Annotated in this window: 20 protein-coding genes; 11 read left to right on the forward strand and 9 right to left on the reverse strand. The window is 66.8% G+C overall.

What is annotated here, in order from left to right; all coding sequences use genetic code 11:
* Positions 1-55: 55 nt before the first annotated feature.
* Positions 56-1,189 carry an AI-2E family transporter gene (locus AC3WRC_RS11785; RefSeq protein ID WP_055754562.1) on the forward strand — a complete coding sequence of 378 codons (1,134 nt, stop codon included), beginning with the start codon at positions 56-58 and terminating at the stop codon, positions 1,187-1,189.
* On the opposite strand, the gene obgE is transcribed toward AC3WRC_RS11785, so the two are convergent.
* From obgE to nepR, 6 genes are all read right to left on the reverse strand, one after another.
* On the reverse strand, positions 1,190-2,236 hold the full coding sequence (gene obgE / locus AC3WRC_RS11790; RefSeq protein ID WP_492303983.1) for a GTPase ObgE: 1,047 nt from the start codon (positions 2,234-2,236) through the stop codon (positions 1,190-1,192).
* Positions 2,237-2,288: 52 nt separating this feature from the next.
* Entirely contained in the window at positions 2,289-3,743 is a 1,455-nt protein-coding gene (locus AC3WRC_RS11795; RefSeq protein WP_492303984.1) for an NAD-dependent succinate-semialdehyde dehydrogenase, read from the reverse strand.
* A gap of 93 nt (positions 3,744-3,836) precedes the next feature.
* The gene (locus tag AC3WRC_RS11800) at positions 3,837-3,974 is read right to left on the reverse strand and encodes an entericidin A/B family lipoprotein (RefSeq protein ID WP_017505506.1); all 138 of its coding nucleotides are present in this window, start codon (positions 3,972-3,974) and stop codon (positions 3,837-3,839) included.
* Between the two features lie 50 nt (positions 3,975-4,024).
* On the reverse strand, positions 4,025-5,719 hold the full coding sequence (gene phyK, locus AC3WRC_RS11805; protein ID WP_492303985.1) for a sensor histidine kinase PhyK: 1,695 nt from the start codon (positions 5,717-5,719) through the stop codon (positions 4,025-4,027).
* 102 nt (positions 5,720-5,821) lie between these two features.
* Entirely contained in the window at positions 5,822-6,433 is a 612-nt protein-coding gene (locus tag AC3WRC_RS11810) for a sigma-70 family RNA polymerase sigma factor (protein WP_055754558.1), read from the reverse strand.
* Positions 6,430-6,630 carry an anti-sigma T factor NepR gene (nepR, locus tag AC3WRC_RS11815; protein WP_045809524.1) on the reverse strand — a complete coding sequence of 67 codons (201 nt, stop codon included), beginning with the start codon at positions 6,628-6,630 and terminating at the stop codon, positions 6,430-6,432. The genes AC3WRC_RS11810 and nepR overlap by 4 nt, the downstream gene beginning before the upstream one ends.
* Positions 6,631-6,831: 201 nt before the next feature.
* On the opposite strand from nepR, the gene phyR reads away from it, so the two are divergent.
* The 3 genes from phyR to AC3WRC_RS11830 all read left to right on the forward strand — a co-directional run bounded on the left by phyR (position 6,832) and on the right by AC3WRC_RS11830 (position 9,418).
* Complete coding sequence (gene phyR / locus AC3WRC_RS11820; RefSeq protein ID WP_026108480.1) at positions 6,832-7,626, forward strand: anti-anti sigma factor/receiver protein PhyR; 795 nt, start codon at positions 6,832-6,834, stop codon at positions 7,624-7,626.
* Between the two features lie 337 nt (positions 7,627-7,963).
* Positions 7,964-8,995 carry an NADP-dependent oxidoreductase gene (locus AC3WRC_RS11825; RefSeq protein ID WP_492303986.1) on the forward strand — a complete coding sequence of 344 codons (1,032 nt, stop codon included), beginning with the start codon at positions 7,964-7,966 and terminating at the stop codon, positions 8,993-8,995.
* A 15-nt stretch (positions 8,996-9,010) separates the two neighbouring features.
* On the forward strand, positions 9,011-9,418 hold the full coding sequence (locus AC3WRC_RS11830; RefSeq protein ID WP_017505512.1) for a hotdog family protein: 408 nt from the start codon (positions 9,011-9,013) through the stop codon (positions 9,416-9,418).
* 61 nt (positions 9,419-9,479) lie between these two features.
* Here AC3WRC_RS11830 and AC3WRC_RS11835 read toward each other — a convergent pair whose 3' ends face one another.
* On the reverse strand, positions 9,480-10,262 hold the full coding sequence (locus AC3WRC_RS11835) for a SapC family protein (RefSeq protein WP_055754556.1): 783 nt from the start codon (positions 10,260-10,262) through the stop codon (positions 9,480-9,482).
* Positions 10,263-10,379: 117 nt separating this feature from the next.
* On the opposite strand from AC3WRC_RS11835, the gene AC3WRC_RS11840 reads away from it, so the two are divergent.
* The 7 genes from AC3WRC_RS11840 (at position 10,380) to AC3WRC_RS11870 (ending at position 16,151) form a co-directional block, all read left to right on the forward strand.
* The gene (locus AC3WRC_RS11840; protein WP_066625374.1) at positions 10,380-10,868 is read left to right on the forward strand and encodes a Fur family transcriptional regulator; all 489 of its coding nucleotides are present in this window, start codon (positions 10,380-10,382) and stop codon (positions 10,866-10,868) included.
* Between the two features lie 2 nt (positions 10,869-10,870).
* Positions 10,871-11,761: an alpha/beta fold hydrolase gene (locus tag AC3WRC_RS11845; protein ID WP_492304045.1), complete on the forward strand. Its 891-nt coding sequence runs from the start codon at positions 10,871-10,873 to the stop codon at positions 11,759-11,761.
* 79 nt (positions 11,762-11,840) lie between these two features.
* Positions 11,841-12,506: a nicotinate-nucleotide adenylyltransferase gene (locus tag AC3WRC_RS11850; RefSeq protein WP_492303987.1), complete on the forward strand. Its 666-nt coding sequence runs from the start codon at positions 11,841-11,843 to the stop codon at positions 12,504-12,506.
* 144 nt (positions 12,507-12,650) lie between these two features.
* Positions 12,651-13,085 (forward strand): ribosome silencing factor, encoded by a 435-nt coding sequence (gene rsfS, locus AC3WRC_RS11855; protein WP_082064315.1) that lies wholly within the window; start codon positions 12,651-12,653, stop codon positions 13,083-13,085.
* 4 nt (positions 13,086-13,089) lie between these two features.
* Positions 13,090-13,554, forward strand: coding sequence for a 23S rRNA (pseudouridine(1915)-N(3))-methyltransferase RlmH (gene rlmH, locus AC3WRC_RS11860; protein ID WP_017506622.1), 465 nt, complete (start codon positions 13,090-13,092; stop codon positions 13,552-13,554).
* A gap of 1 nt (position 13,555) precedes the next feature.
* The gene (locus tag AC3WRC_RS11865; protein WP_066554033.1) at positions 13,556-14,635 is read left to right on the forward strand and encodes a murein hydrolase activator EnvC family protein; all 1,080 of its coding nucleotides are present in this window, start codon (positions 13,556-13,558) and stop codon (positions 14,633-14,635) included.
* 139 nt (positions 14,636-14,774) lie between these two features.
* Positions 14,775-16,151: a S41 family peptidase gene (locus tag AC3WRC_RS11870; protein ID WP_492303988.1), complete on the forward strand. Its 1,377-nt coding sequence runs from the start codon at positions 14,775-14,777 to the stop codon at positions 16,149-16,151.
* A gap of 39 nt (positions 16,152-16,190) precedes the next feature.
* Here AC3WRC_RS11870 and AC3WRC_RS11875 read toward each other — a convergent pair whose 3' ends face one another.
* Together AC3WRC_RS11875 and AC3WRC_RS11880 are read right to left on the reverse strand one after the other, a co-directional pair.
* Positions 16,191-17,363, reverse strand: a complete 1,173-nt coding sequence (locus tag AC3WRC_RS11875) for a carboxynorspermidine decarboxylase (protein WP_492303989.1) — start codon at positions 17,361-17,363, stop codon at positions 16,191-16,193.
* A 13-nt stretch (positions 17,364-17,376) separates the two neighbouring features.
* Entirely contained in the window at positions 17,377-18,582 is a 1,206-nt protein-coding gene (locus AC3WRC_RS11880) for a saccharopine dehydrogenase family protein (RefSeq protein WP_066554042.1), read from the reverse strand.
* Positions 18,583-18,886: the final 304 nt, after the last annotated feature.

Here is an 18,886-nt window from a genome sequence, read left to right on the forward strand (position 1 = left end):
CCGCGCGCTCGGAACAGCGATTGACGGCGACGGCGGGCGGTTCGACAACACGGGCATGAAAAACCCCATCGCCACGCCGTCCTCGGTCGCCGCTCGCAATGCCCTCGGCGTCATCGCCACGGTGGCGGCCGGGGCGGCGATCTACTGGCTGCGGGACATCCTGACGCCGCTGGCGATGGCCATCTTCCTCCTGATCATGATCGACGGCGTGAAGCGGTCGGTCGAGGCGCGCACGCCGTTGAACAGCCGCATGGCCGGGATCGCGGCCCTGACGCTGGTGGTGCTGGCCTTCTTCGCGTCCATCGCCATCATCGTGAACGGGGCGGCGGGCTTCTTCGGCGAAGCGTCCGGCGTGTCCCAGAACATCGGCCCGCGCATCGATCAGATCATTCGCGACGCCTATGGGCTGGTGCGTCTGGCCAATCCGCCCACGGCGCAGGACCTGATCAACGGCGTCGATGTGCGCGGCTGGCTGACCTCCATGGCTTTTCAGGTGCAGGGCATCGCCTCGGGCGCCTTCTTCGTCCTGATCTATCTGGGCTTTCTGCTGGCCTCGCAGGTCGGCTTCCGGCGCAAGATCGTCGCCATGTTCCCGTCGGAGGCCCAGCGCGACGAGGCGGTCGCGGTGTTCCAGCGCGTGCGCGGCGGGGTCGAGGGCTATATCTGGGTGCAGTCGGTGACCGGCGCGATGATCTGCGTCGTCGCCTGGATCCTGATGCGGGCCGTCGGGCTTCAGAACGCCGAGTTCTGGACCTTCGTCATCTTCATTGTCGGCTTCATCCCCGTGCTGGGCGGGGCGGTGGCCGGTCTGGCCCCGCCGCTGTTCGCCCTGGTCCAGTTCGAAAGTTACTGGCCCGCCGCCATCCTGCTGGTCGGGTTGCAGGTCATCCTGTTCGTCGTCGGCAACTTCATCCAGCCGCGCATGCAGGGCGACAACCAGAACATCGACCCGGTCGTGGTGCTGCTGGCCCTAGCCTTCTGGGGCAAGCTGTGGGGCGTGGTCGGCATGTTCCTGTCGACGCCGCTGGCGGTCATGGCCATGGCGATCCTGGCCGAGTTCAAGGGCTCGCGGTGGATGGCGATCCTGCTGTCGGGCGACGGCGAGCCCTATGCGAACGAGGGCAAGGCGATCGACAAGCCGAAAGCAGCCCGCCGCAAGCCCAAACCGGAACCCGCAGCCGAGGCTTGATCAGGGCTGCCAGCCGCTGATCTGGTCCGCGTCGCTGTCGCCGGCCAGGGCGCCGCGCGTCTTCTTCACCTCGGCCCAGGCGGCGCGAAGCAGGGCGGGCACGCCCTCGCCCGACACGCCGGACACCAGCATGGGACGGCGACCGGCGACGGCCTCCAGTTCAGCGGCCTTCTCCTCGCGCGCCTCGGGCGTCAGGGCGTCGATCTTGTTCAGGGCCAGGATCTCGGCCTTGTCCGCCAGACCCTCGCCATAGGCTTCCAGCTCGCCCCGGATGATACGGTAGGCCTCGACCACGTCGTCCTGGGTCCCGTCGATCAGATGGATCAGGCTGGCCGAGCGTTCGACATGGCCCAGGAACCGCGTGCCTAGTCCCGCGCCCTCGCTGGCGCCCTCGATCAGGCCGGGAATGTCGGCGATGACGAACCGCTCGGACGGCGACAGGTCCACCATCCCCAGGTTCGGCGCCAGGGTGGTGAAGGGATAGTCGGCGATCTTGGGCTTGGCGGCGCTGGCGGCCGACAGGAAGGTCGACTTGCCCGCGTTCGGCAAGCCCGCCAGGCCGATGTCGGCGATCAGCTTCAGCCGCAGCCAGATCCAGCGTTCCTGGCCCTCCTGGCCGGGGTTGGCGTAGGTCGGCGCCTGGTTGGTCGGGCCCTTGAAGCGCACATTGCCCCAGCCGCCGTTGCCGCCCTTCAGCAACAGCTCGATCTTGCCGGCCGTGTCCATGTCCAGCAGGACGGTTTCCTTGTCCTCATCCAGCACCTGGGTGCCGACGGGCACCTTCAGATGTACGTCCTCGCCCTTGCCGCCGTGCATCTGGCGCCCTTGGCCGTGGTGGCCGGTTTGGGCCTTGAAGTGCTGCTGATACCGATAGTCGATCAGGGTGTTCAAACCCTCGACCGCCTCGATCCAGACATCCCCGCCCTTGCCGCCGTCGCCGCCGTCCGGGCCGCCGTTGGGAATGAATTTCTCGCGCCGAAACGACACGGAGCCCGCGCCGCCGTTGCCGGAGCGGATATAGATCTTGGCCTGGTCGAGGAACTTCATCGCGGGCTTATGCCGCAGAAGCGCGGCGAATTACAGGCCCGGCGACCCGGCGCTATTTCAGCGCCAGCGTCACCGTCTTGACGTCCACATATTCGTCGATGCCGTGGATCGAGCCTTCGCGGCCATAGCCCGACTGCTTGACCCCGCCGAACGGGGCGACAGCGGTGGAGATCAGGCCGGTGTTGACCCCGCACATCCCCGCCTCGATCCGACGGCTGAACCGCATGGCCCGGTCCAGATCGCGCGTGAACAGATAGGAGGCGAGGCCATAGTCGCTGGCGTTGGCCTTCTCCAGCGCCTCATCCTCGGTGTCGAAGGCGAAGACGGGGATCATGGGGCCGAACGTCTCTTCCTCGCGGAACAGGGCGTCGTCGCCGCCCAGGGTCACGGTCGGCTGGAAGAAGCGGCCGCCCAGATCGTGACGCGCCCCGCCGGTCAGGACCCGGCCGCCGTCGGCCTTGATCGCCGCCACATGCTTTTCGACCTTGTCGATGGCCTTGTCCTCGATCAGAGGCCCGACCTTCACGCCGTCTTCGAAGGCGGGACCGACCACGATCTTGTCCACCTCGGCGGCCAGTTTCTCGGCATAGGTCTCGGCGACCGACCGCTCGACATAGACGCGGTTTGGACAGACGCAGGTCTGGCCCGAGTTCCTGAACTTGCCCTTGATGGTTTCGGCGACCGCCAGATCCAAATCGGCGTCGGCGAAGACGATCAGCGGCGCCGCGCCGCCCAGCTCCATCGACACCCGTTTCAGCGTTCCGGCGCATTGCTCGGCCAGCTTGCGGCCCACGCCGGTCGAACCGGTGAAGGACAGTTTGCGAATGTCCGGGCTATCGGTCAGCGCCTTGCCGATAGTGGCGGCATCCCCGGTGACGATCGACAGGGCGCCTTTCGGCAGGCCGGCTTCATAGGCCAGTTCGGCCAGGGCGATGGCGGTGAAGGGCGTCTGGCTGGCCGGCTTGACCACGGCGGTGCAGCCTGCCGCGAACGCCGGCCCCAGCTTTCGCGTCAGCATGGCGGCGGGGAAGTTCCAGGGCGTGATCAGGGCGCATGGCCCGACCGCCTCGCGATAGGTCAGGATCAGATGGCCCAGCGGACTGTCCTGGGTCTCGCCGATCAACCGTTCGGCTTGGCCGGCGAACCATTTCAGGAAACCGTTGGCGTAGGTGACCTCGCCCTTGGCCTCCTCGAACGGCTTGCCGTTTTCCAGCGCCATCAGGGCGCCCAGACCCTCCAGATTGTCGTCGATCAGCGCCGCCCATTTGCGCAGGAAGGCCGCACGCGCGTGCGGATCGGATCGGGACCAGGTCTTGAACGTCTCGCTCGCCGCCGCGATGGCCTGTTCGGTCTCGGCGGCGCCCAGATCGGGGATATGGCCGATCACATCGCCGGTCGCCGGATCATCGACGGCGATGCCGCCGCCGTTGGCCGGAACGGCCTTGCCGGCGATCAGGGCGTGCTGGCGCAAGAGTTTGAGGCCGGCGTCGCGGGCGGTGTGGTTCACGGGATGGCTCCTATCGCGGTCCTGAAACGAACAAGGCCCCGACGATGCGGGGCCTTGCCGGTCGAATGCTGCAGCCTGGGCTGCGGCCGTCGATTAGTTCTTGGCGTCTTGGGCGGCGCCGGTCACGGCCTGGCCGGCGGCCTGGGTGTCGCGGCCCACGCCTTCGACGGTGTTGCAGGCGGCGGTGGTCAGGGCGGCGGCGGCGGCGACCAGAACGAAAATCTTGCGCATAGGGGAAGCTCCAGGATTGGCCGGGGTGAAACTCCGCCGGTCTCGCCTCATCAACGCGACGCCAGCGCTGCGGTTCCGGGCATCTTGTCCGCCGGATCGACGGGCGCGAGGGCTTCCGGCGTGGCGAAGATCATGCGGGCGATGGTGCCGCCGCCGGGCGGGGTGGCGAACTCGGTCTCGCCGCGCAACTGTTTGGCGAAGGCGCTCATCAGGGTGCGGCCCACCCCGACCTCGGCGCCGGCCTGGGCTCCGGGCCCGTTGTCCTCGACTTCCAGAACCGATTTCTCGCCCTGGACGCGGAAGCGCACCTTCAGCTCCCCGCCGCTGCCGGCGAAGGCGTGCTTCTGGGCGTTTGTCACCGCCTCGACCAGCCACAGCGCCAGAGGCGCCAGCTTGTCCGGATCGACGTGCAGGGAATCGGCGTCCACCGAGCTGATAACCACCGGTCCGCGCCCCGCTTCACTAGCGATGAGTTGTCCGACCAGTTCGTTCAAAAACTCGCGAGCATCGGCGTGGCGGATGTCGTTACTCTGATAGAGGGTGCGGTAGATCAGGGCCAAGGCCGAGATGCGCTGGCGTGTGTCGCCCAGCGCCGCCTTGGCCGGCGCATCGGTCAGGGCGCGCTGCTGCATCGACAGCAGGGACGAGATGATCTGAAGGTTGTTCTTCACCCGGTGGTGGATCTCGCGCATCAGCGCATCCTTTTCCACCAAGGCATCTGTCAGCTCGCGGTCGCGCAGGGTGATGGCCTCGGCCATCTCATCCAGGGTGCGCGCCATTGTGCGGATTTCAGACGGGGCGTTCATCGCCTGCAGCGGACGCACCGAGAACCGGCCCTTGGCGTAGATGGCCGCGACCCGCTCCAGATAATCCAGCCAGCGAATGAAGATGCGTTCGGACAGCAGCATCACCGCCGCGAACGCCGTCAACCAGGCCCCCAGCGGCAGCAACAGTGTGCCGATAGGATTCAGGCGAGCCCAAGACAGCCACCCGGGCGCCGGGGCCGACAGCAAGGCATAAAGATCGCCGCCGGCCAGGGCCGCGCCCGCATAGTCGCGACGCTGGTTCTGCGCATCTTTCGCTTCGAACACGGCGGACCCTTGATCGCGCGCACGGGCGACCCAACCGGCGATGTCGTCGCCGGCCGACAGTTTGAACACGTCGGGATCGCTGGCCGTCAGAATGCGGCCGGCGCCGTCGGTCAATGCCGCTTCCGCGCCCGAGGGCAGGGCGGGGTCGGCCACATCGGGTTGCAGGGCGGAGAAGGGGATCACGGCGACCATGGCGCCGTCGAACCGACCCATGGGCCGCTCCGCGCGGGTCGCGACGATCAACGCACCTTCATAGCCCGCACCGTCGGGCGCGCGCATCACGACCAGTTCTTCGCCATTGCGCAGTCGCTGGAACCACGTCGCCTGGGCGGCGGGCGCCACGCCGGATCTGACGCCGTCCGCCCGACCCGAGGCGCAGACCGCCTCGCCCGTCGGGCTGATGCGATAGAGGCCCTCATAGCCTTCCAGACGTCCGACAAGCGCCGTCAGGCGCGGTGCGCAATAGGGGCCGACCGCATCGGGGCTGAGCGCGCGCAACAGCACCTGGGCGCTGTCCAGCTGGGCCTTGGCGCTGGAGGCGCTGCGTTCGGCCGCCAGTTGCAGATCCACCTGTCGGTCGTCGGCCTGTCTTTGGAAGTCCGCCTGGGTCTGGATCAGGCTGAGGACAAAGATCGGCAAGAGGGCCATGGCCATGGCCGCGCCCAGTCGAAACCGGATGCCCTGAAAGCGATCCGATTTCCAAGTGCGACCGAGCCGCGACCTTGACGCCTCCCTGGTCGTCTCATTCACCGCAGATCAGCTCCGGGCGCCGGCCAGCCTGTCGGCCTCGCCGAGAATCGAGCGCATGGCGTCGCCTGCCGCCTTGCCGTCGCGTCCATAGCCGCCCCGTTCCAGGGTGGCTTGCAGCGCACGCCGCGCGCGGCTGACGCGGCTCTTCACCGTGCCGACAGCGCAGCCGCAGATTTCGGCCGCTTCTTCATAGGCGAAGCCGCCAGCGCCAACCAGGATCAAGGCCTCGCGCTGTTCTTCGGGCAGGGTCTTCAAGGCTTGACGCAGCTCGTCCAAGGCGACGGGCGCCTCGGGATCGTCCACGGCGACCAGGGTCCGTTCGGCAGCTTCCTGATCCAGTTGCGACTGACGCCACGAGCGGCGCTTTTCGGAATAGAACTGATTGCGCAGGATCATGAATGTCCAGGCCTTCATGTTCGTGCCCATCTGATAGCTGGCGCGCGCGTCCCAAGCCTTCATCATGGCGTCCTGCGCCAGATCGTCTGCTGCGGTCGGGTCGCCGGTCAAGGTCCGGGCGAAGGCGCGTAGGTGCGGGATCAGCAGCACCAGTTCGCGCTTGAAGCCCTCGTCGTCGGCCGACGCGGGTTTGGGGGCGGCCCCCAGGCGTGAGGTGCTCATGCGGCGCTGTCCGAAGACTTGGCGTCGGCGCGTTTCAGGATATCGAGAAACTCATCGGGCACGGGTTCGTTGACGACCTCGTCAAACATGTGCCGCAGCTTCACGCCAATGGCCTGTTGGCGAAGGCGAGCTTCTTCAAGCCCTGCCTCCCCCTTCTGGTCGCCTTTGGGACGAGAGGAGTCCGGAGAATCGATCATAGACAGAGCCAAGCCCACCCAACTGTCATCGCGAAGAGATGTCGGTCTCAAACGTCATCAGACCGGCGGGGTTCCTGCATGAACGGCTTTTAATGCTAAAGCTTGTTCGCAGCGGCGGAACCGTGATGCGAATGTGACGTTTAAGCTGGCTATAACGCCCTGCCTTGCCGGTCGGGCTGTGATTTGTCGGGGACTATCTGAATGAGCCTTCTGGCCAGACTCGCGCCGCATCTTCCTTATGTGCGCCGTTACGCACGCGCCCTGACCGGCGATCAATCCACGGGCGACAACTATGTCCGTGTCGCTCTGGAGGCCCTGGCGGCCGGCGAACAGCAACTGTCGGCTGATATGACGCCGCGGGTCGCCCTTTATCATGTCTTCCACGCCATCTGGTCCTCGACCGGTGCGCAGCTGGAAACCGGTACGCTGGAAACCACGGGCAGCGACGCCTCGCAGCGTCTGCTGCGCATCGCGCCGCGTTCGCGTCAGGCCTTCCTGCTGACGGCCCTTGAAGGCTTCACCCCTTCGGAAGCCGCGCAAATCCTATCCGCGGATCCGCGGGACGTGGAGCGTCTGATCGCCGACGCCCAGGCCGATATCGACGCCGAACTGGCCACCGATGTTCTGGTCATCGAGGACGAGGCCATTATTTCGGCCGACATCCAGAGCCTGGTCACCGAACTGGGTCACCGCGTCACCGGCACCGCCACGACGCACGACGAGGCGATTGACGCCGTCGCCCGCCACAAGCCGGGTCTGGTTTTGGCCGACATCCAACTGGCCGACGGCTCGTCGGGCATCGATGCGGTCAAGGATATCCTAAAGACCATGGACGTGCCGGTCATCTTCATCACCGCCTTCCCGGAACGCCTGCTGACCGGCGAGCGCCCTGAGCCGACCTTCCTGATCACCAAGCCCTTCCAGCCGGAAACGGTGAAGGCGGCGATCAGCCAGGCGCTGTTCTTCCACCCGTCACGCCAGAAAGAAGCCGCTTAAAACGCGGTCTTTCGCTGACGAAAAGATCGGCCTCGATCCCTCGGGATCGAGGCCTTTTCTTTGGTTTGCGCCGGCATTGATGGGCCAAAGTACGAAAGCGCAAAAAAAGCGATCGAGGTCGGGAACCGGCTTCGGGCGCCGTCGTTATCGGTCCGTGGAGGCGGCGACGCCCCCCGACTTGATCTGCGAAAGCTGATCATGCCGCCTCCGCGCCTCATTCTCGATGATGCCACTTCAAAGCGATCCGAAAGGGTCGCTTTTTTCTTGGCGCACACCTCGACCGAGGCCACCGTCCCGGCCAAGATGGTGGCCAAAGAAAACGCACGGAGAGACGCCAATGGCTTCGACAAGCGGCAAGACGAACCGTCAATGGGTGCTGCGCCAGCGCCCCAAGGGCCTGATCCAGCCCGGCGATCTGGAACTGATCGAGACGGCCATCCCTGATCTGCAGGAAAACGAGGTGCTGGTCCGCACGGTCTATCTGTCGCTGGACCCGACCAATCGCACCTGGATGAACGACTCCGAGGGCTATCTGCCGCCGGTCGGCCTGGGCGAGGTCATGCGCGGCCTGACGCTGGGCGTGGTCGAAGCCTCGCGATCCAGCCGCTTTAAGGTCGGCGATGTCGTCATGCCGACCTCGGGCGGCTGGGCCGACTATGCGGTCGTGCCGGAAGGCGGCCTGCGCCCGGTCCACCGTGCGCCTGGCCTGCCGCTGACCGCCAATATGTCGGTGCTCGGCATGACCGGCCTGACCGCCTATTTCGGCGTCACCGATGTGTTGAAGGCCAAGGAAGGCGAGACGATCGTCATCTCGGCGGCGGCCGGCGCGGTCGGTTCCATCGCGGGGCAGATCGCCAAACAGCGCGGCTGCCGCGTCATCGGCATCGCGGGCGGTCCGCAGAAGTGCGCCTGGCTGACCGACGAACTCGGCTTCGACGCGGCCATCGATTACAAGAACGAGGATGTCGGCGAGGCGCTGGATCGTCTGGCCCCCGACGGCGTCGATCTGAACTTTGAGAATGTCGGCGGCGACATCATGATCGCGGTGTTCAACCGTCTGAAGGTGCACGGCCGGATGGCGGTCTGCGGCCTGGTGTCCTCCTACAATGCGACCAAGGCGCCGCCGTCGCCGAACTTCGCGCGCATCATCACCCATCGCCTGCACGTCCAGGGCTTCCTGGTCCTGGACTACGCCCCGCGCGCTCGCGAGATGGTCGCGGAAATGGGCCCGTGGCTGGCGGACGGCCGGGTGAAGTGGAAGGTTCACGTCGACGACGGGCTGGAAGGCGCGGTGGGGTCGTTGAATCGCTTGTTCACCGGCGATCACGACGGCAAGCTGCTGGTTCGCGTTTCCGAAGAACCCGCCTGAACCCAAGGTCTGCGCATGAGCGATCCGCTGCACGTCCATTTCGAAGACCTGGAGGTGGGGCAGGTCGTGCCGCTGGGCGCCTGTGCGGTCGATCAAGGGGCGCTGGACGTCTTCATCGAGCGGTTCTCGCCGGGCTGGGACGTGGCCTACGGCGCGCCGGACGCCATGGTCTATGTGCTGTGGAGCCGACTGGCGGCCGACAAGTCCGGCGGCTGGGCCCAAACGAAGGTCCTGGCCGTCGATGGGCTGCGTTACATGCGCAATCCCCCGGCGGGCGAACTGCTGCGGGGTCGCATGACGGTGATGGGCAAGGATCCGGTCGGAGACGACAAGGGAATCGTCATCGCCTCGCATGACCTTCTGGACGAGGCCGGGCGTCTGGTCTTTTCCTGCCTGACCCGGGCGCTGTTCTCGCGCCGCTGAAACGAAAAACGCCCCGCCGGCGAACCGGCGGGGCGTTGATCGATCGTCGACAGATTAGGTTTTAGTTGACCGAGGTCGGGGCCTGGGCCTGACGCATCACGGCCATCGCGATCAGGCGATCCCAACCGACCAGCGACACCAGGTGGGCATAGATCTGGCCCAGGGCGCCGTTGTCGCGCAGCTCGACCAGCTTCTCGGCGGGCAGGGCGCGCAGCTTGTCTTCCGACACGGCATAGTATTCGGCCAGCTTCTGCGGCTGACCCGGCGTGCCGTCGGGATTGCGCGGCGTGAAGTGGGCTTCGCGGATGTCCAGCAGGTCCAGATCCTTGACCAGGGCGACGAAGCCCTCGGTGCGCTGGCGCTCCTGTTCGAAGTTGTTGCAGAACTCCATCGCCATGTTCGTGTAGTCGCTGGGCTGGCCGTCGACGAACAGCGGGTTCTGGCCGCCTTCGGCGACGATCGACGCGCCGCGGTCGATGCACAGGATCAGGCGCTGGTTCTGCTTGTCGTCGGCGAAGACGAACGGATAGCGGCGCACATAGGCTGGCACATAGGCGTCGGCGCGGAACTCGCCGTCGGGCGCGACGAACAGGTTCTCGTTGGAGCTCAGGCCCATGACGGCGACCGGCTGGCGGTTATCGCCGGTGAAGATGATCGGATAGGACAGGGCGGCGGCCGAGAACTCGGTGACCGTCAGCGGCACGATATTGGTCTGGGCCACGAAGGCGTAGGGCTTGTCGCTCGGGTTCACGCCCAGGCCGCCGTGGACGCTCTGATCCAGCGGTTCGGGGTTGGTGTAGAAGAGGACGTTGCCTTCAAGCGGCGAATTGTTCGTGTCGGTCATGAAGCGAGGACGCTCTGGTTAAAGATCGGAGGCGCGCCTTCTAGCCCAACGCCGCGCAACCGGCAAACCCGCGATGCGTCGGTTGCAGTGGGGGTTGCCAGCCATTAGCTGTGGCGTATGGGTTCCGCCTGCGATCACGACCATGACCATTCCGGCCTGAACGGCGGGGCGCTGGACCGCGCCCTGGCGGCGGCCGAGGCGCGCGCGGTCCAGCAGGGCGAGCGGATGACCGCCCAGCGCCGGCGCGTCCTGGCCCTGCTGCTGGAAAGCGGCGAGCCGGTGAAGGCCTACGATCTGATCGCACGCTTCGGCGAAGACGGCCAGGCCGCCAAGCCGCCGACCGTCTATCGGGCGCTGGAGTTTCTGGAACGGCTGGGCATGGTCCACCGCATCGCCTCCATCAGCGCCTATGTCGCCTGCACCGACGATGGCGAGGCCGCCCACGCGGCCGCCTTCTTGATCTGCGACTGCTGCGGCGCGACGCGCGAGGTCAGCGGCCCGGACCAGAGCGCCATGAACGCCGCCGCCTCAGCCGCCGGTTACGCCATCGTCCGCACGACGATCGAGGCGCACGGTCGCTGCGCCGCCTGTCGCGACGTCGCATGACCATGGATGCGGCGTTGATGTCCCCACCGCGTCGCCTATCCGTGCCGATCGACAATCGCTGGGGCGCCGGCGAGATGGCCGTACTGGATTTCGGCGATCCGAACCGGGCGGTCGATCTGATCTTCTCCCACGCCAACGGCTTCAACGCCGCCACCTACCGCAGCCTCTTGTCGCCGCTGTCGGCGTCCTTGCGGATCTGGGCGCCGGATCTGCGCGGCCATGGCCGGTCTGCACTGCCGACCTTCGCGCGACCCAAGACCAGCTGGCTGGACCACCGCGACGACCTGCTGGCGCTGCTGGAGGCCATCGACGGCCCGCCCGTGGTCATGGCCGGCCATTCGATGGGCGGCACGGCCTCGCTTCTGGCGGCCGCCGTCCGGCCGGATCGGGTGTCCAGCCTGGTGCTGTTCGATCCGGTGATCTGGAAACGCACGGCGGTCTTCGCCTTCAACCTGCCCTTCGCCCACAAGCTGATGAAGGCGATCCCTATCGCCAAGGCCACCCTGCGCCGTCGCAGCCAGTTCGACAGCCGCGAACAGGCCATGGCCGCCTATCGCGGGCGCGGCGTCTTCAAGGGTTGGCCCGACATGGTTCTGGCCGACTATCTGTCCGAGGGCCTGAACGAAGGCGACGGCGGGTTCAGCCTGACCGCCGCGCCGGCTTGGGAGGCGGCCAACTACGCGGCCCAGGCGCACGATCCGTGGCGGGCCATGAAACGCTATCCCGGCCCGGTCCGCATCCTGAAGGCCGAACACGGCGCCTTGACCCATGTGCCGGTTCAGCCCCGCGGCCTGCCCAATGTCTCGGTCGAGGTCGTGTCCGGCGGCGGGCACCTATTCCCCATGACCCATGCCGACGTGGCGCGCGACGCCCTGTTCGACGCCGCCGTCTGAGAACGAATTCTGTAGGCGGAGCATGGGCGCGCGCTATAAGGGCGCCGCTGAGCATAACGCCCGCCGCCCGAGACGCCGCTTGTCCTTCTTCCACGCCGGTCCCGCGCCCAAAGGCGCCGGCCCCCGCTCCGGGGCGCTCCGCGACGGTTTGATCCTCGCTCCAGGCATGAAGGTCGGCCTGTTCGGCGGCTCCTTCAATCCCGCCCACGACGGTCACGCCCATGTCGCCGAGACCGCCATGCGGCGTCTGGATCTCGACCGGGTCGTCTGGCTGGTCTCGCCGCAGAACCCGTTGAAAGACGCCCGTCAAAGCGCGCCGCTGGAAGACCGCATGGCCTCGGCGCGTCAGCATGCGCGTGGTCCGTCGATGATCGTCTCGGACTTCGAGAGCCGGGCCGGCGTCGCCTGGACCGTGGACACCCTGCGCCTTCTGGTCGCGCGGCATCCGGGCGTGCATTTCGTCTGGCTGATGGGGTCGGACAATCTGGCCAGCTTCCATCGCTGGCGCGGCTGGACCGACATCATGCGGCTGATGCCGGTGGCGGTCATCGCCCGGCCGGGTTCGCTGCTGGACAGCCGCACGGCGCCGGCCGCCGCCCGCTTCGCCGGTTTTCGCATTCCGGCCCAGCAGGCGGGGCTTCTGCCGACGCTTCAGGCGCCCGCCTGGACCTATCTGACGGCGCCGCTCAACCCCCTGTCGTCCACGGCGATCAGGACCGGCGCAGGCGTGCGCGCGACGTCGTGATCGCCGGATGATTCGGGCGGCGGTTCACGTTGCGGCCCATCCGTGCTAGAGGGCTTCTTTAGTCAACGCTCCCGGAGCCCTCCGCTGACCCCCTCGCCCGCGTATGATACGCAAGACGCCGCCGTCTCGAATACGGCGCACGAGATGGACCCTATCGAACCTCTCCATTCCGAAGACGGCTTTGAATCCGACGCCTCCCCGCGCGGCTTCGACGATTCCGCTCCCCGCCCCGTCGGCTCCACGCCGCTGGAAGAAGCCCTGCTGAGCCGCCTCGACGAGGACAAGGCCCAGGACATGGTCCTGATCGACCTGAAGGGCAAAAGCGCCATGGCCGACACCATGATCGTGGCGTCCGGTCGTTCGCATCGTCACGTCGGCGCCATCGCCGACCACCTGCTACGCACGCTCAAGGAGCAGGGGCTCGGCAAGGCCAAGGTCGAGGGCCTGCCGCACTGCGACTGGGTTCTGATCGACGCCGGCGATGTGATCGTGCACCTGTTCCGTCCGGAAGTGCGCACCTTCTACAACATCGAAAAAATCTGGGCGGTCGATTCCGCTCACCGCATGGTCCGCGACTGAGACCATGAAGCTGAGCATCGTCGCCATCGGCCGACCGGGCCGAGGGCCTGAAGCGACGCTCGCCGACGACTACGCCAAGCGCGCCACCCTGTCGGGACGCGCGCTTGGCCTCGGTCCCCTCGAACTGATCGATCTGGAAGCCCGCAGACCCGGCAAGGCGCCGGAGGCTGAGCTGATCCTCGCGGCGGCAGAGGGCGCGCACCTGATCGCCTGCGACGAACGGGGAAAGACCTATTCCTCGCGCGCCTTCGCCGACCATATCGCCAAACTGCGGGATCAGGGCGAGCGTCGTCTGGTCTTCGCCATCGGCGGGGCGGACGGGCTGGACGCCAGCGTGCGCGACGCTGCGTCCTCGACCCTGGCCTTCGGTCCCCAGACCTGGCCCCACGCCCTGGCGCGCGCCATGCTGGCCGAACAGTTGTATCGGGCCGTGACCATCCTGGCCGGATCGCCCTATCATCGCGACTGACATGCGTCGCGCCATACCCTTATCGCTGGCCCTGCTGACGGGTTTCGTCTGCGCCGCCCCGGCGATGAGCAACCAAGCGCCCGAGAGCGAACTGTCGCGCATCCAGGCCGAATACCGCGACGAAACGGTGCGCGCCCGTCGTCTGCGCGCTGACGCCGACGCCGCCAAGACCGAACTGGCTCAGTTGGAGCGCCGCCTGGCCTCGCTGCGGGCCGACGAACAGACCGGCGACCGTCAGATCGACGATCAGCGCGCCCGCCTGCAGCAACTGACCGAACGCGAGGCCGAACTGGTCACGGACCTGGCGCGTGAGCGCGGCGCCCAGGGCCGTCTGCTCAGCGCGCTGCAGATGATGAGCCGCCGGCCGCCGCCGCCCTTGCTGGTGCCCGCCGACAAGGCCATCGACACGGTGCGCGCCTCCATCCTGCTCAAGGCCATGACGCCGGATCTGGAAAGCCGCGCCAAGGTGCTGGCCGCCCGTCAGGCCGAGATTATGCGCATCCGCCGCCTCGCCGTCCTGTCCTCGGAGCGACTGCTGACGACCGAGAGCGAGCAAGGCGACCGGCGCGGAGAGATCGAGGGGCTGACGGCGCGCAAGACCGCTTTGACCGCCGTCCTGAACGCTGAGGCCCGCGCCGCCGAACGCGCCGCCGCCGTGCTGGAACGCCGCATCCGCGAACTGGGCGGCGCGGTCCCGACGACCCAGGCCGAAGAGACGCCGACCGCTCGCCTTCCGGCCGGACGCGGCCGCCTCAGTTCGCCCGTCGCCGGCGCGCCCAGCCAGACTTGGGGCGCCGGAACCTCCGGCTGGCGCTGGCGGGCTGACCGCGCGGCCGTCACCGCGCCCGCCGACGCCAAGGTCGCCTACGCCGGGCCGCTGACGGGGTGGGGCAATGTGGTGGTGCTGGACCTCGGTCCCGGCTGGCGCGCCGTCATCGCTGGCCTGGAAAGCGTCGATGTGGGCCCGGACGCCCGGGTCTCGGACGGCCAGACCCTGGGGCGCAGCGGCCCGGACGGCGATGTCTATTTCGAACTGCGCCGCGACGAACGGCCGATCGATCCGGGACCGTGGTTGCGTTGAACCCGCAATAGTCCTTTGCATTCTTGTCTGACGCTGATTTTATCGGCGGGACGCCGCGTCGCCACGATTTGGTCGTGACGACGGGGCCTTAACCTTCCCACGGGCGCCCACAGTGATCGGCCCGACCGAAAGAGACCGAATGCGTAAACTGCTCCTCGTCGGCTGCGCCGCTCTGGTGCTCGGCGGATCCGCCGCTGCTGTCAGCAGCCAGACCCCGCGAAACGAAACCTTCCGCATGCTGGAGCTGTTCGGCGACGTGGTGGGCATCGTCGAGCAGGCTTACGTCGTCCCGGTCGACAACAAGAAGCTGATCGAGGCCGCGCTGGCCGGCATGATGACGGCGCTGGACCCGCACTCCAACTATCTGCCGCCCTCCAACTACGATGACCTGCGCGAGCGCACCGAAGGTCAGTATTCGGGCGTCGGCCTGACCATCAGCGCCGACGGCGGCATGGTGAAGGTCATCTCGCCGATGGACGACAGCCCCGCCGCCAAGGCCGGGGTCCAGGCGGGCGACGTGATCTCTTCGATCGAGGGCCAGAACGCGGCGGGCCTGACGGTCAGCCAGGTGTCCGAGAAACTGCGCGGCGCCGTGGGCACCAGCGTCAAAGTGACCTTCCTGCGCGACGGTTCAGACCCGCTGGAAGTGACCCTGACCCGCGAGGTCATCAAGGTTCAGTCGGTCACCGGCCGGGTCGAGGGCGACTTCGGTTATCTGCGCGTCTCGACCTTCAACGAGAACACCGGCCGCGAGCTGAACGAAGCCATCGCCAAGATCAAGGCCGAGAAGCCGGGCGTGAAGGGCTATGTCCTGGACCTGCGCAACAACGGCGGCGGCCTGCTGAACGCCGCCATCGACGTGTCCGACGCCTTCCTGGAACGCGGCGAGATCGTCAGCCAGCGGGGCCGGAAGCCCGAGCAGATCCAGCGCTATTCCGCCAAGCCCGGCGACATCACCGGCGGCCTGCCGCTGGTGGTGCTGGTCAACTACGGCTCGGCCTCGGCGTCCGAAATCGTCGCCGGCGCCCTGAAGGATCACCAGCGCGCGACCATCGTGGGCCTGACCAGCTTCGGCAAGGGTTCGGTCCAGACCGTGATCCCGCTGCGTCAGGGCCAGGACGGCGCCTTGTCGATCACGACCGCGCGCTACTACACCCCCTCAGGCGCCTCGATCCAGAAGATCGGCATTGAGCCGGACCTGGAAGTTGCGCGTTCGGAAGCGGAGGCCCGCATCGTCTCGCGCTCCAGCTTCATCTATTCCGAAGCGGCCTACGCCACGGCCTTGGACGCCTCCATCGGCGCCGAGCGCAAGGGTCCGCACACCCCGCGCGAAGCCCCGGGTGACAAGTTCGACAAGGAAAAGGACTATCAGCTTCAGCGCGCGCTGGACGTTCTGCGCGCCGGCGGCGACCTGTCGAAACTGCCGGCCGCGCTCGAAGGCATCGTCGTCACCGAACCGGGCTCGACGCCCAAGCCCGACGCCGAACCGACGGCGGACGAACCGAAGGAAGAATAGGACGGGAAAGGGCGGCGCGAGCCGCCCTTTTTATTGCGCCTACGACAGGCGGTCGCGGAAGGCGGAATAGTCGAACTCGCGCACCGTCGTCAGCGCGTCCGTCTGCGAGTTCCACAGCACGATGGACGGCAGCGGCACGCCGTTGAAGGTGTTGGTCTTCACCATCGAATAGTGGGCCTGGTCCAGAAACGCGATGCGCGTCCCCGGCGTCGGCCGCTCGGCGAAGACGTAGTCGCCGATGATGTCGCCGGCCAGGCACGACGGCCCGCCCAGCCGTACCGTCACCCCATGTTCGGGTTCTTTCAGCAGCGCGGGGCGATAGGGCGCCTCGATCACATCGGGCATGTGGCAGGTGGCGGAGATGTCGGTGATGCCGACGGGCATGCCGTTGTTGAAGACGTCCAGCACCTCGCCGATCAGGATGCCGGCGTCCAGCGCCACGGCCTCGCCCGGCTCCAGATAGACCTGAACCCCGTGCCGGGCCTGCAGATCGCGTACGAAGGCGATCAGATCGTCGGTCTGATAGTCGGCGCGGGTGATGTGGTGCCCCCCGCCCAGGTTCAGCCATTTGATCCCGCCCAGCAGCGGCGAAAGCTTGGGCTCCACCGCCGCCCAGATGCGCGACAGGGGCTGGAAATCCTGCTCGCACAGCGCATGGATATGCAAACCGTCGACGCCGATCAGATGTTCGGCGGTCAGTTGCGACACCGGAAAGCCCAGGCGCGAACAGGGCTGGGCCGGGTCGTATTTGGCGACCTCCCCTTCGGAATGTTCGGGGTTGAGCCGCAGGCCGATCTCGAACACCTGCCCTTCAGCCCGCGCCTTGGCGATCAGGTCGGCGAAGCGGGCGATCTGGGCCGGGTTGTTGAAGATGACGTGATCCGACAGACGCAGGATCTCGGGCAGGTCCTTGGCCGTATAGGCCGGCGAATAGGTGGTCAGCTCGCCCTTGTAGAACTCGCGCGCCAGTCGCGCCTCCCACAGGCCCGAGGCGCAGACCCCGTCGAGGTATTCGCCCACCACATCGGCCAGCGACCACATCGAAAACGCCTTCAACGCCAGAAGAACACGCGCCTCCGCTCCGTCGCGCACGCCTTTCAGCACGGACAGATTGCGGCGGATGGCCGCCTCGTCCACCACGAAGGCGGGCGACGCGACGCGGTTCAGGTCGAAATGCGCAAAGGCGCCCGGATCGCCGGCCTGGGTCTGCATTCAGTCGGTCCGATCAGAAGTCCAGAGGGGCGTCCAGGTCCTGAACCTTCCACGGCAGGCCGTGCTTGTTCAGCATGTCCATGAAGGGGTCGGGGTCCAGCTGCTCCATGTTGAACACGCCGTCGCCCTTCCACTGGCCGGTCACCATCAGGGCTGCGCCGATCATGGCTGGAACGCCGGTGGTGTAGCTGACGGCCTGGTTGCCGGTCTCGGCATAGGCCTCTTCGTGGTCGCAGATGTTGTTGACGTAGACCGTCTTCTTGACCCCGTCCTTGAGGCCGGTGGCGATGACGCCGATGTTGGTCTTGCCCTTGGTGATCGGACCCAGCGAGGCCGGCTCGGGCAGCAGGGCTTTCAGGAACTCGATCGGAATGATCTCGCGGCCCTGGAACGACATCGGCTCGATCGAGGTCATGCCGATGTTTTCCAGCACTTCGAGGTGCTTCAGATAGCTGTCGCCGAACGTCATCCAGAAGCGGATGCGCTTAATCTCGGGATAGAACTTCGCCAGCGATTCCAGCTCCTCATGGTACATGAGGTACATGTTCTTGGGACCCACGCCTTCGAAGTCGAAGGTCTGTTTGTGGCTCAGCGCCGGGCCCTCGACCCACTGGCCGTTCTCCCAGTGACGCGAGTTCGCGGTCACTTCACGCAGATTGATCTCGGGGTTGAAGTTGGTCGCGAAGGGCAGGCCGGTGTCGCCGCCGTTGCAGTCCAGGATGTCCAGCGTCTCGATGGAATCCAGCAGGTGCTTCTTGATGTAGGTGGTGAAGACCGAGGTCACGCCGGGGTCGAAGCCCGAACCCAGCAGCGCCATCAGGCCGGCGTCCTTGAAACGGTCCTGATAGGCCCACTGCCACTTGTATTCGAACTTGGCCTCGTCGCGCGGCTCGTAGTTGGCGGTGTCCAGATAGTCGACGCCGGCGGCCAGGCAGGCGTCCATGATCGACAGGTCCTGATAAGGCAGGGCCAGGTTCACGACCAGTTCGGGCTGCACTTTCTGGATCAGCGCCGTGGTCGCGGCCACGTCGTCGGCGTCGATGGCCGCCGTGTCGATATCGACGCCGAAGCGCGACTTCACGGACTGGGCGATCGCGTCGCACTTGGACTTGGTGCGGCTCGCCAGGGTGATATGCGAGAAGATGTCCGCGTTCATCGCCATCTTGTGGACGGCCACCGAACTGACGCCGCCTGCGCCGATAACCAGCACCTTGCTCATCTGTGCTTCTCCCGAAGTCTGAAACCCTGGCGACAGCGCCGCCCCTATAAAGGGCGCGGCTCTTAGCACGATGATGACAATCCGCTAAATCCCTGCGCCGATATTGGCTGTTATAGCGTGACCGGATCGCTCCGGTTGCCTTTGTACGGTTTTTCCGCCATAAGCCGCCGCTTCCGACGCAAGTGAACCTGCGTCTCCACCGGGACGACCCTCATTTCGATGAGACGAGCCCGGCGAGAACCCTCCGCCGACGTGATCGTCGCCGGGGGCCGTTGTCGTATGGAGCCGTTTCACCTGCGCCACA

It is taken from the genome of Brevundimonas sp. EU05-FHT14B07, from assembly GCF_058790795.1.

What these genes read in the sequence shown, in the direction of transcription:
- AC3WRC_RS11845 (WP_492304045.1), top strand. Translation starts at nt 10,871, where the DNA reads ATGGATGCGGCGTTGATGTCCCCACCGCGTCGCCTATCCGTGCCGATC.
- AC3WRC_RS11865 (WP_066554033.1), top strand. Translation starts at nt 13,556, where the DNA reads ATGCGTCGCGCCATACCCTTATCGCTGGCCCTGCTGACGGGTTTCGTC.
- AC3WRC_RS11880 (WP_066554042.1), bottom strand. Translation starts at nt 18,582, where the DNA reads ATGAGCAAGGTGCTGGTTATCGGCGCAGGCGGCGTCAGTTCGGTGGCC.
- rsfS (WP_082064315.1), top strand. Translation starts at nt 12,651, where the DNA reads ATGGACCCTATCGAACCTCTCCATTCCGAAGACGGCTTTGAATCCGAC.
- rlmH (WP_017506622.1), top strand. Translation starts at nt 13,090, where the DNA reads ATGAAGCTGAGCATCGTCGCCATCGGCCGACCGGGCCGAGGGCCTGAA.
- obgE (WP_492303983.1), bottom strand. Translation starts at nt 2,236, where the DNA reads ATGAAGTTCCTCGACCAGGCCAAGATCTATATCCGCTCCGGCAACGGC.
- phyR (WP_026108480.1), top strand. Translation starts at nt 6,832, where the DNA reads ATGAGCCTTCTGGCCAGACTCGCGCCGCATCTTCCTTATGTGCGCCGT.
- AC3WRC_RS11835 (WP_055754556.1), bottom strand. Translation starts at nt 10,262, where the DNA reads ATGACCGACACGAACAATTCGCCGCTTGAAGGCAACGTCCTCTTCTAC.
- AC3WRC_RS11785 (WP_055754562.1), top strand. Translation starts at nt 56, where the DNA reads ATGAAAAACCCCATCGCCACGCCGTCCTCGGTCGCCGCTCGCAATGCC.
- AC3WRC_RS11825 (WP_492303986.1), top strand. Translation starts at nt 7,964, where the DNA reads ATGGCTTCGACAAGCGGCAAGACGAACCGTCAATGGGTGCTGCGCCAG.
- phyK (WP_492303985.1), bottom strand. Translation starts at nt 5,719, where the DNA reads ATGGCCATGGCCCTCTTGCCGATCTTTGTCCTCAGCCTGATCCAGACC.
- AC3WRC_RS11870 (WP_492303988.1), top strand. Translation starts at nt 14,775, where the DNA reads ATGCGTAAACTGCTCCTCGTCGGCTGCGCCGCTCTGGTGCTCGGCGGA.
- AC3WRC_RS11800 (WP_017505506.1), bottom strand. Translation starts at nt 3,974, where the DNA reads ATGCGCAAGATTTTCGTTCTGGTCGCCGCCGCCGCCGCCCTGACCACC.
- AC3WRC_RS11830 (WP_017505512.1), top strand. Translation starts at nt 9,011, where the DNA reads ATGAGCGATCCGCTGCACGTCCATTTCGAAGACCTGGAGGTGGGGCAG.
- nepR (WP_045809524.1), bottom strand. Translation starts at nt 6,630, where the DNA reads ATGATCGATTCTCCGGACTCCTCTCGTCCCAAAGGCGACCAGAAGGGG.
- AC3WRC_RS11810 (WP_055754558.1), bottom strand. Translation starts at nt 6,433, where the DNA reads ATGAGCACCTCACGCCTGGGGGCCGCCCCCAAACCCGCGTCGGCCGAC.
- AC3WRC_RS11840 (WP_066625374.1), top strand. Translation starts at nt 10,380, where the DNA reads ATGGGTTCCGCCTGCGATCACGACCATGACCATTCCGGCCTGAACGGC.
- AC3WRC_RS11875 (WP_492303989.1), bottom strand. Translation starts at nt 17,363, where the DNA reads ATGCAGACCCAGGCCGGCGATCCGGGCGCCTTTGCGCATTTCGACCTG.